Source organism: Caulobacter sp. FG7, from assembly GCF_057808875.1.
This window is the reverse complement of record NZ_JBMDIW010000012.1, coordinates 122,882-135,259: the sequence shown is the minus strand read 5'-3', so window position 1 is coordinate 135,259 and position 12,378 is coordinate 122,882. Positions and strand designations below refer to the sequence as shown.

The window sequence follows — 12,378 nt, the reverse complement described above, 5'->3', positions numbered from 1 at the left end:
ATGTCCGTAGAGGCCGCCCTGGCCGCCATCCTGATGGCGGGCGGGACGGCGAGCGTGGCGGAGGCCCAGACCGGAAGCACGCCCGGTGGGGCGGCAGTGTCCGCCCTCGTGCGCCAGGGCGACTTCTGGAGCCAGAAGGGCCGCAAGGACCTGGCCGCCGACGCCTACAAGCGCGCCCTGGCCGCAGATCCCGCCAACGCCGCCGCCAAGCGCGGCCTGGCGGCGCTGGACGCGCCCCCGCGTCCGGGCGCCAGCGCCCCGGCGGCCGGCGGCGGCGACCTGGCCCGCGCCCGGTCCCTGGCCCAGAAGGGCGACAACGCCGCGGCCGCCGCGGCCTACCGCCAGGCCTTCGGCGGGGCCAATCCGCCCGACGCCCTGGCCCTGGAATACTACCAGACCCTGGCCGGCGCGCCCGGCGGGGTCGCCCAGGCCCAGACCGGCCTGCGCGCCCTGGCCGCCCGCAAGCCCGGCGACCAGAACGTGCAACTGGCGCTGGGCCAGGCCCTGACCTATCGCGAGGGCAGCCGTCGCGAGGGCGTGGCCCTGCTGGCCCGCCTGGCGGGCGGCGGTGGTCCGGTCTCGGGCAAGGCCGCCAGCGCCTGGCGCCAGGCCCTGACCTGGATGGACGACAGCCCGCGCAACGCCGACCTGTTCGGCGACTACCTGGCCGCCCGTCCCAACGACGCTGAGATCTCGCGCAAGCTGGCCGCCGCCAAGGTCGCGCCCAAGGCCAGCGCCGCAGCCCCGGTCGATCCGTCGGCCGGCGATCGCGCCAAGGGCTTCCAGGCCCTGCAGGCCGGCGACGTGGCCGAGGCCGAGCGCCGCTTCCAGACGGCCCTGTCGCGCCGCGCGGGCGACGCCGACGCCCTGGGCGGCCTGGGTCTCGTACGCCTGCAGGCCCAGCAGTTCACCGAGGCCGCCGATCTCCTGGCCCGGGCCGGCCGCGCCAGCCCCGCCAGCGCCGGCCGCTGGAAGGAGGCCCTGACCAGCGCCCGCTTCTATTCCGGCTTGCAGACCGCGCAGGCCGCGCTCGACCAGGGCCAGGCGGCCAAGGCCGAGCAGACCCTGCGGCCGCTGACCGCCCAGACCTATCCCGACCGCCTGCTGGCCTCGAACCTGTTGGCCGAGTCGCTGCGCCGCCAGGGCAAGGCCGCCGAGGCCGAAGGCGTCTATCGCCAGATCCTCGCGGTCGCCCCCACCCAGGCCGAAGCCCAGCAGGGCCTGGTGCAGGTGCTGCTCGACCAGGGCCGCACGGCCGAGGCCGAGACGGTCGCCGCCGCCTCGCCGGCCCTGGCGCCCGACGCCAGCGGCCAGAACCTGCTGCGCGGCCGCATCGACCACGAGCGCGCCAACCAGCTGTGGGCCAACGGCGACCTGTCGGGCGCCAACGCCGCCTTCGAGAGCGCCCTGGCCTCGGCCCCGCGCGATCCTTGGGTGCGGCTCGACTTCGCCCGCTTCCTGGCCGGCCAGGGCGAGGCCCAGGCGGCCGAGGGGCTGATGTCCCAGGTCTCGGCCGGCAACGATCCCGAGCAGGTCCACGCCGCCGCCGTCTTCGCCGACCAGCAGGGACGCCCCACCGAAGCCTTGGCCCTGCTCAGCCGCGCTTCGACCGCCCGGATGACGCCGGAGATGACGTCCCTGCGCGGCCGTCTGGAGATCGACGCGGCCATCGACCAGGCCCGCGAGGGCGGCGGCGTGGCCCAGCTTCGCGGCCTGGCGGCCCGACCCGGCCTGTCGGTCGATGCGCAAGGCCGCCTGGCCTCGGCCCTCTACGACCTGGGCGATCGCCAGACGGCGCTGTCCATCGCCCAGCGCACCCTGGTCGAGGGCGTCACCGAGGCGCCGGCCAGTTATGACGGCATGGTCGCGGTGCTGGCCAAGGCCGGCCGCGACGCCGAGGCCGCCGCCATCATCCGCCAGGCCGCCACCCGCGCCGGAACCTCGCCCGAGGCAAGCCGCGCCGTCGCCGACCTGACAGCCACCCTGGGCGCCGAACGGGCCGACCGCCTGCGTGCGTCCGGCGACCTGGCCAGCGCCTTCGACGTGTTGTCGGCGGCCTTCGCCGTGGCCCCCAAGAACACCCGCCTGCTGGCCCCACTGGGCCGCGTCTACCTCGACGGCCGGATGTACGGCGAGGCCGCCCAGGCCTATGGCGTGCTGCTGCGGGCCAAGCCGGGCGACAAGGAGGCCCTGATCGGTCTCGCCGACGCCTCGGCCGGCAAGGGCGACCTGGCCGGCGCCCGCCGCACCCTGGCCCAGGCCATCGCCGCCTCGCCGCGCGACGCCGACCTCTATCTCGCCTCGGCCCGGGTCGAGCGCCAGGCCGGCAACGAGCGCGGCGCGCTGGAAGCCCTGCGCACCGCCAAGCTTCTGCGCGAGCGCCGGCCGACCTTCGGTTCGGGGCTGGACGCGGTGCTGGCGCCCGGCGGCTCCAACGCGACGCCGGGCGGGGGCCTTGGCCCCAATCCGTTCACGAACGGCGGCGTCCCGGCCCGCACCTCGCCGGTGCTGCCGGTGGCGGCCAGCCGCTACGACCTGATGGGCTCGGCCGCCGCCGCGCCGCTGCTGGGCGTCGACGTCGCCTCGGGCGGCGACCAGTTGGCGGGCGTGCTCACCCCGGCCGCGCCGGCGCCCTCGTACGCGACCAATGGCGAGCGCAACTTCGCGGGCCTGGCCTTCCCGTTCACCGGCCGCAACGGCCGTGCGGGCGAGGCGGCCTCGCCGCGTCCGACCACGAGCGTGGCGCCCGCGCCGGGCAATCCGTTCGTGGCCCCGGCCGCGCGCGATCCCGTCGTCGGCGACATCGATCGCCAGATCGCCGAGATCACCGCCCGCACCGCCGCCCAGGTCTCCGGTTCGGCCCAGATCCGCACCCGCTCGGGCGAGGCGGGCCTTGGCCGGCTGCATGAACTGTCGGCGACGGCTTCTGCCTCGGCCAACCTGGGCGAGGCGCGGTTCACCGCCTCGATTTCGCCGGTCAGCATCGACGGCGGCACGCCTTCGGGCTCGGCCGAGCAGCGCTATGGCGGCAACCAGATCGTCAACGCCCGCGCCATCGTCGGCGAATTCGCGCCGGTCTATCGCGCCGCCTCGCCGCAGAGCGCCTCGGGCGCGTCGGTGAACCTGGCCATGGAAGCCGGGCCGCTGAAGGCCGACATAGGCACGACCCCGATCGGTTTCGGCGACGTCGACGTGGCCGGCGGCGTGACCTTCTCGCCGCGCCTGGGCGCCAGCGGCCAGGGCAAGGCCTGGATCGAGCGACGCCCGGTCACCGACAGCGTCGTGGCCTATGCCGGCGCCCGCGACCCGGTCACCGGCCAGCGCTGGGGCAAGGTGATGCGCACCGGCGGCGGGGTCAGCCTGTCGTACGACGACGGCTATTCGGGCCTCTACGGCGACGCCAGCTACAGCCACTATGACGGCGAGCACGTGGCCGACAACGACGGCTACCAGGTCAATCTGGGCGGCTACATCCGGCCGTATCGCCGGGGCGAGACCGAGGTGCAGGTCGGTTTCAACCTCAACCAGCAGGGTTTCGACAACAACCAGAACTTCTTCAGCCTGGGCCATGGCGGCTATTTCAGCCCCAAGACCTTCACCAGCCTGACCGCGCCGATCAGCGTCACGGCCAGGCAGGGCGCGTGGAAGTTCAAGGGCGCGATCGCCCCCGGCTACCAGACCTACAACCAGGCGGGCGCGGCCTACTTCCCGATGGACGCGGCCCTGCAGGGCGAGCTGACCACCCTGGCCCTGGCCGACACGGACGTCTTCCCGCGCTACCTGGCCCAGAGCGCCAGCGGCTTCGGGATCTCGGGCGGACTGTCGGCCGACTACCAGTTCCGGCCCGGCGCCAGCATCGGCGGCGCGGTCAACTTCAACACCTTCGGCGTCTACAACGAGACCGCGGTCAGCGTGGGCGTGAAGCAGATCCTCGGTGGAGAAGGCGGCCGATGAGCGCCAGCGAGTTCGATCCCCGGTCCAAGGACCTCGGCTATCTGCGCCGGCGCAGGGTCAGCGGCCAGTGGGCGCCGTTCCTGGCGTCGCTGGCCGACGAACTGGCGGCCGTCGGCGACCAGGGGGCGGTCAAGCGCTTCCTGTGCGCCACCGGCGAGCGGATGGCCCGCCGCCACGCCCTGCCCAAGCTCGAGACGCTGGACGAGCTGGAGGTGCGCCTGAACGAGATCCTCGACGCCATGGACTGGGGCTGGGTGCAGCTCGCCGTGGCCGAAGACCACATCCTCATCACCCATGGGGCCTGTCCGAATGTTCTCGAAGACGACGACAAGCGCGCCTGGCCGCCGCTCATGGCCGAGCTTCTGGCCGGCGCCTACGGCGCCTGGCTGGCGGCGCAGGGCAGCCCGGGCGGGGTCACCACCTGCCGCGATCCCCTGGCTTCTCCGCTGGTGTTCGAGCACCGCGTCTAGGCTGCTGGCGGTGGTGCTGATCGCCTCCGCCGGAAGCGCCTGCGCGCGGCCGCCGGACGGCTGGGCGCAGTTCAAGGCGACCTACGTGCAGCCCGACGGCCGCACCATCGATCCCGAGAACGGCGGGGTCAGCCACAGCGAGAGCCAGGGCTGGACCATGCTGCTGGCCGAGGGGCACGGCGACCGCGAGGCCTTCGACAAGGCCTGGACCTGGACCCGAAGCAACCTCGTCCGCAAGAACGCGCCGCTGCTGGCCTGGCGCTATGATCCCAGCACGACGCCGGCCGTCGCCGACGAGAACAACGCTTCGGACGGCGACATCCTGGCGGCCTGGGCGCTGCTGCGGGCCGGGCGGCGGTGGAAGAACGACGAGTACCTGGCCGCCTCCAAGGCCATGCGCGAGGCGGTGGCCGAAAGGTTGGTGGTCGAGGTCGGTGGCCGCACCGTGCTGCTGCCGGGCCTGGAGGGCTTTCGCAGCCCGGCGGGGGTGGTGGTCAATCCGTCCTATTTCGTGCTGCCGGCGCTGCAGGACTTCGCCGTCGAGGACGGCCCTGCGGCGCCTTGGCGCACCCTGGTCGCAGATGGGGTCAAACTGGCCGTGGAGGGGCGGTTCGGCGCGCAGAAACTGCCGCCCGACTGGCTTCTGGTGCGTAATGACGGCAGCTTGGCCTTAGCGCCTGAAAAACCTCCATTATTCGGCTTCGACGCCATCCGCGTGCCCCTTTACCTCGCTTGGGGAGGAGAAGATTCGCTGGCGCGCGACACGGCCGCGTATTGGCGTGGAAAGATTCAAGCCCAAAAAGCGCCACCGGCATGGGTCAATATGTCCGACGGGCGGGAAGCCGACTTTCCGCTATCTGGAGGCGGTGTCGCCATCGCCGCCCTGGCCTTGAACGACCCGTCGATCCAGGCGCTGCGGGGAGCGTCGCCGGATCGCACGTACTATTCTTCGGCCCTTGGCCTGCTCGCCGAAATGGCGGGTCGGGAGAAGGGACGAAAACGACCTTAACCCCGTACCGCTGGAAGCGGTGGAGCCGAACCATGGCTGGCGACGTCAACCGACTGTTCTCGATGATCAACCAGGCGAACCTGCCCTACCAGGTGTTCGAGCAGGTCTTCGACGACGCCGCCCCGGTGGTCGAAGCCCAGCCGGCCCTCAGCGAGGGCGAGGCCATGGCCCTGGCCCTGCGCAACGTCTTCGGCTGCCCCCCGGCCGCCAACGAGGACGCGGTCACCGTCGAGTCCGGCTTCCTGAAGGCCTATTGCGAGCCGGCGCCCGAGCCGGTCCGGCCCGCCGCGCCCGTGGCCGAAAAGCCGGCCGGCGCGCGCCTGGACGACATCTTCCGCCGCATGGTCGAGCGGGCCTAGTCGGCCGCCGCGAACCGCAGTTCCACCACCAGCCCCGGTCGCGGCGCGCGCGTGCGGGCGGTCAGGCCGATGTCGAGGCGCTGGGCGATCGAGCGCACGATCGCCAGGCCAAGACCGGCCCCGTTCGTTTCGGTCTTGCTCTTGCCCCGGAAGAACGGGCTGAAGATGCGGCCGATCTCCTCAAGGGGAACGCCGGGGCCGTGATCCCAGAGCGTCAGCCGAAGTCGCGCGCCGTCGGCCGCGACCACCAGCGACACGCTTCCCCGCCCGTAGGCGCAGGCGTTGAACACCAGGTTGCGCAGCAGCTCGCCCACCAGCACCGCGTTGCCGGCCGCGGTGGCGGTTTCGGGCAGGCGGCGGCGGAAGACCACGTCCGGATAGTCCCGCGCCACCTCGGCGGCGATGGTCTCGACCAGCAGCCGCAGGTCGCTGGTCCCCTCGACCGCGGCGGCCTCCGAGCGGGCCAGGGCCAGGAGCTGGCTCAGCACCTGGCGCAGGTTGCCGGCGGCGGCCATCGAATCCTTCAGCAGCGACTTCTGCGGCTCGGTCTCGATCGTGCGCTCGACCAGGGCCAGATTGGCGATGATTACCGACAGCGGCGTGCGCAGCTGGTGCGAGGCGTCGGCCGAGAACCGCTCCAGCGCCTTGGTGAAGCGCTCCAGGCTGGGCATCAGGCGGTTGAAGGCCGCCACAACCGGCGACAGCTCGGCCGGGGCGTCCAGGTCGCGCACGGGCGCGAAGTCGGGCCGCGAGGACTGGGCGCGGCGGGTCAGGTCGGCGGTCAGGCTGCGTAAGGGAGCCAGGCCCCAGGTCACGGCCGGAATGACCAGGGCGGCGGCGACCAGAACCAGCAGCAGCGGCAGGATGATGAAGTTGAACTGCAGCTCGCGCACGCTGGCGCGGCGGGAGTCCAGGCTCTGGGCGACGGCGACCACGACGGGGTCGGCGACGCCCGGCACCATCACCGTCGCTTGGGCGATGCGCACCGGGTAGCCGCGCATCTGCGCATAGGCGAAGTCGGTCTCGTTGGGCGGCGGGGCCGGCGGATGGGGCAGGTCGTCATAGCCGGTCACCAGCCTGGGGCCCTGCCGCACGGCGTAGAACACCGCGTCGCGCTCGGGACTGTCGAGCAGGCCCAGCGACCAGGGCGGCAGGGCGACCTTGGCGCGGCCGTCCTCGGCGCCGATCTGGGCGACGATCGAGGCCACCGAGCCGGCCAGCAGCCGGTCGGAGGTCTTTTCCACCACCTGGTGGGCGGCCAGGGCGCCGGCCAGGGCCAGCGCCGCGCCCAGCAGGGCCAGCGGCGCCACCTGGGCGATCAGCAGGCGGGCGACGAGGCTGGGCGGGCGCCGCCGCCTCACGGATCCAGCCGGTAGCCGGCGCCGCGCAGGGTCTGCAGCTGCGGGCCGTCGGGCTGAAGCTTGCGGCGCAGCCGACCCACATGCACCTCCAGCGCGTTGGGCGAGGCGGGCTGCTCGTCGGGAAACACCTCGGCCGCCAGCTGGCCGCGGTCGACCACCCGTCCAGGGCGCATGGCCAGGGCCTTGAGCGCGGCCCATTCGCGGGGGCGCAGGTCCAGCCGCCGCTGGCCGACCCAGGCCGCGCCGGCCTCCCAGTCGCAGGTCAGCGAGCCAAGGGTGACGATGCGGGCGGCGTAGCCGCTCTTGCGGCGGACCACGGCGCGCACCCGGGCCACCAGCTCGAACGGGTCGAAGGGTTTGAGCACATAGTCGTCGGCGCCCATGTCCAGGCCGGCGATGCGGTCCTGCACGGCGTCGCGGGCGGTCAGCACGACGATCGGCGTGGAAAAGCCCTCGCGACGCAGGCGCGACAGGATCTCGAAGCCGTCGATGTCGGGCAGGCCGATGTCGAGGATCATGGCGTCGAAGTCGCCGGGCAGGGCCAGGGCCAGGGCCGCCTCGCCGGTCTCGGCGCAGACCGCCTGGTGGCCCTCGCTCTCGAGGGTGGCGGTCAGCGAGCGGCGCAGAGGCGGATCATCCTCGACAACGAGTATCTTCATCGGGGATGTAGCGGGTCACGACGCGAAACGAGGGGAGCGCCGGCCATCCGACGCCGATTGACAGTCGAGGTCAAGAGACGCCGGGCGTTGGGCCTGATCGGCGCGGCGGGCCTGGCCACGCTGGCGGCGGGTTGCGCGCCGCGCGTCGAGGGCCAGGCGACCAGCCGCTGGGACGTCATGGGCGCGCATCGCGAAGGCGAGGTGGTCGTCTATGTGAACACCGGCGTCTACGGCCCGGTGGCGGAGGGTTTCCGCAAGCGCTTTCCCAGGATCAAGCTGACCATGGTCGAGGTCGCCGCCCGCCCGCTGCAGGCGCGGGTGATGGCCGAGACCGACAGCGGCGCGCCCGTCGCCGACGTGGCCTGGAGCTCGTCGATGGACATCCAGGTCAAGCTGATCAACGACGGCTACGCCCAGACCTACCGCAGCCCCGAGGCCCGCCATCTGCCGGCCTGGGCGGTGTGGCGTGACCAGGGCTTCGGCGTCACCGCCGAGCCGATCGTCTTTGCCTACAACAAGCGTCTCCTGAAAGAACAGGACGTGCCGCGCAGCCACGCCGCGCTGCTGGCGGCCCTGCGCGACGACCCGGACCGCTGGCGCGGCAGGATCGCCATGTACGACCCGGAGAAGAGCGGGGTGGGCTTCCTCTACATGTCCAGCGACACGGTGGTCTATCCGGACGCCTGGGCGCTGTACGACGCCCTGGCCGCTTCGGATCCCGGCCTCTATGTGCCCGGCGCGCCGATCCTGGCCAGCGTCACGGCCGGTCAGCACCTCTTGGCCTACGACATGAACCGCTCCTACGCCGACTGGTGGGCGCGAGGGCAGGGGCCGGACATCGGCTATGTCGTGCCCAGCGACTACTACCTGTCGATCGCGCGGGTGGCGTTCATCACGCGCGCCGCGCCGCATCCCAAGGCCGCGCGATTGTTCCTCGACTACCTGATGTCGGAGGAGGGCCAGCGGCGCCTGGCCCAGGCGCGGCTCACCCCGATCCGCGAGGGGCTGGGCGCGGCTCCGCCGCCGGGAGGGCGACCGATCCGGGTCGGACCGGCCCTGCTGGCCAATTTCGACCAGGGACGGCGCGAGGACATGCTGGCCCGCTGGCGTCGCGCCCGGGGTGAACCCGACTAGGTGCCCTTGGTCTGGGCAATCGGTGATCTTTATTTGTGCAAATCGGCCCGCTAGGCCGAGCGCCAGCCCATTTTTACTCCGGCCGTCCGCGCCGCGAAGCTGTCACCGACCTGTCACGGCCCCCCGATCGGCTGAAACCGACGGGCGAAGGCTGAACCCCTAGGGTTGATCGTCAGGAAGAACGTGCCCGCGCACCTGTCCGGTCGCGACGAAAACGTGCCGCTTCCGGCGGCTTTGCCGACATCGGAACGCCCGGCCTAACTGATCCTGCTCTTGCGGAAGAGATCAGGTTCTACCCGACGCCGAAGGCGCAACCGCCCCGGAAACGCTCAGGCAAAAGGACCGCGGAGCACAAGGACGCTGGAAAGCAGGCGCGCCTCTCAGGAGGGGCGTCTCGCCGAAGGAGCAAGGGCGCGGTGCGTTCCGAATCTCTCAGGCCAACAGGACAGCGGGGGCAGAGGAACGCCTTGCGATCTGGCGAGCGGCGCGTGGTGCGTCGCTGGCGGATCGCGGCTCCTGGACCGTCCAGATCATGGACGGCTCGGGGCGGGGGCGACTGTCGACTGCATGTTTGAGAGGGGATCTCACTTGGCATTTTCACGTCACTCCCGCCGCGCCCTGCTGATCGGCGCCAGCATCCTGCCCGCGGCGCTCGTCCTGCACGGCGTCGCCTTGGCCCAGACCTCGGGCGACAAGGCCGACGACAGCGTCGGCGAGATCGTCGTCACCGCCTCGCGCATCGACCGCGCCGGCTTCCAGGCCCCGACCCCCACGGTCCGCGTCACCGACGCCGACCTGGCCGTCGGCGCCCGTCCGAACATCGCCGCGGCCCTGAACGACCTGCCGCAGTTCCGCGCCACCACCTCGGCCCAGACCACCGGCACCAACACCGGCGCCGGCAACGCCCCCCTCGACCTGCGGGGCCTGGGCATCAGCCGCACCCTGGTGCTGATCGACGGGCGCCGTTTCTCGGGCGAGAACGACCTGAACGTCGTGCCCAGCGTGCTGGTCAAGGGCGTCGACGTCGTCACCGGCGGCGCCTCGGCCGCATGGGGCTCGGGCGCCGTGGCGGGCGTGGCCAACATCATGATCGACCGCAACTTCACTGGCGGAAAGCTGGGCGTCGAGGGCGGCATCTCGTCCTTTGACGACGCCGAGCAGGTGCGCGTCGAAGGCGCCTGGGGTACGGGCTTCGCCGACGGCCGCGGCCACTTCGTGATCGGCGGCGAGTTCCTCAACAACGAGGGCGTCGTTCCCAAGAACAGCCGTCCGAACATCGGCCGCTGGGCCACCGTTCCCAACGGCGACGGCCGCTACAAGCTGGCGCCCGACGTCGGCTTCTCGAACGCGGCCTATGGCGGCCTGATCATGTCGGGCGTGCTGAAGGGCAAGGCCTTCAATCCCGACGGCAGCCTGCGCGACTTCGACTACGGCACGGTCAGCGGCACCAACTCGATCGGCGGCGAAGGCCCCTCGAACGACGACCTGTCGCCGCTGGTCACGCCCCAGCGCCGCTACGCCACCATGGCCAGCGTCACCTACGACCTGACCGACAGCGTCAAGCTGACGGCCGAACTGCGCCACTCGCGGATGTGGAACGACTATGTCTGGTTCGGCGACCACAACCGCGGCAACCTGACGATCAAGGCCGACAACGCCTTCCTGCCGACCGCCGTGCGCACCGCCCTGGCCAACGCCGGCGAGACCCAATTCACCATGGGCCGCTTCAACAGCGACCTGTCGTACTCGACCATCGACTTCGAGCGCGTGGCCACCCAGGGCACGATCGCGCTGGATGGTTCGTTCGGCGACGGCTGGCGCTGGAGCGCCTACTACAGCCACGGCGAGAACGAGAACAACATCGACACCCCCGGGTTCCTGCTGACCCAGAACTACGCCAACGCCGTGGACTCGGTCATCAGCCCGACCACCGGCCAGGCCGTCTGCCGCGTCGCCCTGACCAACCCGACCAGCAACTGCGTGCCGATCAACCTGTTCGGCGAAGGCGCGCCGTCGGCCGAAGCCATTGCCTATGTCACCGGCACGCCCAGCATGCGCGAGACTTCCAAGCTCGACGTCGGCGGCTTCAGCCTGCGCGGCGAGCCCTTCGAGCTGCCGGCCGGTCCCGTCTCGATCGCCGTCGGCGGCGAGGCCCGCAAGGAGTCGGTCGACCGCTCGGTCGGCGCGCTCGACACGGCCAAGGCCTTCACCTCGTTCAGCTTCTCGGCGATGTCGGGCAGCTTCACGGTCAAGGAAGCCTTCGCCGAAGTGCTGGTGCCCGTCGTCCGCGACGTGCCGGTGCTCAACAAGCTGGAAGTCAACGCCGCGGCCCGTATCAGCGACTACGACACCACCGGCTCGATCTGGTCGTGGAAGCTGGGCGCCACCAACGAGTTCTTCCCGGGCTTCCGGGGCCGGATCACCCAGTCGCGCGACATCCGCTCGGCCAACCTGACCGAGCTCTTCACCACCAGCACCACCGGCTACAACACCATCGTCGACCCGGTGACCAACTCCAGCGTCTACGTGCTGACCAACGGCGGCGGCAACCAGGCGCTGCAGCCGGAGACGGCCAAGACCTTCACGGCCGGCTTCGTCTATTCGCCGCCGCAGATCCCGGGCTTCAACGTCTCGGTCGACTACTACAACATCGACATCGACGACGTGATCACCACGATCGGCGCCCAGGACATCGTCACCCGCTGCGCCGCCGGCAACCAGGACATGTGCTCGCGGATCACCCGCGACGGCGCCAACACGATCACCAGGATCGTCTCCACCTACGTCAACCTGTCGAACTACAAGACCGACGGCGTCGACGTGGAGATGTCCTACTCGATGGACGCTTCGCGCGTGCACTCGAGCCTGGACGGCCGCCTGCGCCTGCGCACCGTCGGCACCTGGGTCAACAACCTGACCACCAACGACGGCGTCAGCGAGATCGATTACGTCCGCTCGCAGGGCTACTCGTTCGGCCTGGGCGTGCCGGAGTTCCGCGTCGTCAGCAGCCTGGACTATTCGGGTCCGGTGTTCGGGGCCAACCTGCGGGCTCGCTACATCTCGCCCGGCAACTACAACAACACCGTCGATCTCGTGAACGGCCACATCAAGGCCTACACCTATGTCGACCTGGGCGTGCGCGCCAAGCTGCCTGAGGTGGGCGGCTACAACGTCGAGCTCTACGCCAACGCCACGAACCTGTTCGACAAGGCGCCGCCGATCGGCTCGCTCTACTCGCCCTACTACGACGTCATCGGTCGCTACGTGACCCTGGGCGCGCGGATGCGCTTCTAGGGACGCTAGGGATCTGGCGCGCGCCGTCGCCCCCGCCGGCCGCGCCAGACCCAGCAAGGTCCGGAGCCTTCCCCCAAAGGCTTCGGGCCCGGCCGATACCCGCGCCGCCGGTCCCTCCCTCCGGGCCGGCGGCGCCTC

The 12,378-nt window shown here is 71.6% G+C and carries 8 protein-coding genes and 2 riboswitches; of the genes, 6 read left to right on the top strand and 2 right to left on the bottom strand.

Annotated features, from left to right (window positions below):
- Genes ACODR1_RS12090 through ACODR1_RS12075 form a run of 4 tightly spaced genes read left to right on the top strand, consistent with a single transcriptional unit; the run spans position 1 to position 5,792 of the window.
- A complete protein-coding gene (locus tag ACODR1_RS12090) occupies positions 1-3,954 on the top strand; it encodes a cellulose synthase subunit BcsC-related outer membrane protein (RefSeq protein WP_488880669.1) in 3,954 nt (1,317 codons plus the stop codon).
- The gene (gene bcsD, locus ACODR1_RS12085; RefSeq protein ID WP_488880668.1) at positions 3,951-4,424 is read left to right on the top strand and encodes a cellulose biosynthesis protein BcsD; all 474 of its coding nucleotides are present in this window, start codon (positions 3,951-3,953) and stop codon (positions 4,422-4,424) included. The genes ACODR1_RS12090 and bcsD overlap by 4 nt, the downstream gene beginning before the upstream one ends.
- Before the next feature lie 10 nt (positions 4,425-4,434).
- Positions 4,435-5,433: a family 8 glycosyl hydrolase gene (locus tag ACODR1_RS12080; RefSeq protein WP_488880667.1), complete on the top strand. Its 999-nt coding sequence runs from the start codon at positions 4,435-4,437 to the stop codon at positions 5,431-5,433.
- Between the two features lie 32 nt (positions 5,434-5,465).
- Entirely contained in the window at positions 5,466-5,792 is a 327-nt protein-coding gene (locus ACODR1_RS12075) for a hypothetical protein (protein WP_488880666.1), read from the top strand.
- Here ACODR1_RS12075 and ACODR1_RS12070 read toward each other — a convergent pair.
- Positions 5,789-7,153: a sensor histidine kinase gene (locus ACODR1_RS12070; RefSeq protein WP_488880665.1), complete on the bottom strand. Its 1,365-nt coding sequence runs from the start codon at positions 7,151-7,153 to the stop codon at positions 5,789-5,791. The genes ACODR1_RS12075 and ACODR1_RS12070 overlap by 4 nt on opposite strands.
- On the bottom strand, positions 7,150-7,812 hold the full coding sequence (locus ACODR1_RS12065) for a response regulator transcription factor (protein ID WP_488880664.1): 663 nt from the start codon (positions 7,810-7,812) through the stop codon (positions 7,150-7,152). Before ACODR1_RS12065 ends, ACODR1_RS12070 begins: the two co-directional genes overlap by 4 nt.
- A gap of 87 nt (positions 7,813-7,899) precedes the next feature.
- On the opposite strand from ACODR1_RS12065, the gene ACODR1_RS12060 reads away from it, so the two are divergent.
- Both ACODR1_RS12060 and ACODR1_RS12055 read left to right on the top strand, forming a co-directional pair.
- Positions 7,900-8,946 (top strand): ABC transporter substrate-binding protein, encoded by a 1,047-nt coding sequence (locus ACODR1_RS12060; RefSeq protein WP_488880663.1) that lies wholly within the window; start codon positions 7,900-7,902, stop codon positions 8,944-8,946.
- Between the two features lie 266 nt (positions 8,947-9,212).
- A riboswitch (glycine riboswitch) is annotated at positions 9,213-9,301 on the top strand.
- Between the two features lie 3 nt (positions 9,302-9,304).
- Positions 9,305-9,397, top strand: a riboswitch (glycine riboswitch).
- A 137-nt stretch (positions 9,398-9,534) separates the two neighbouring features.
- The gene (locus tag ACODR1_RS12055; protein WP_488880662.1) at positions 9,535-12,240 is read left to right on the top strand and encodes a TonB-dependent receptor domain-containing protein; all 2,706 of its coding nucleotides are present in this window, start codon (positions 9,535-9,537) and stop codon (positions 12,238-12,240) included.
- Positions 12,241-12,378: the final 138 nt, after the last annotated feature.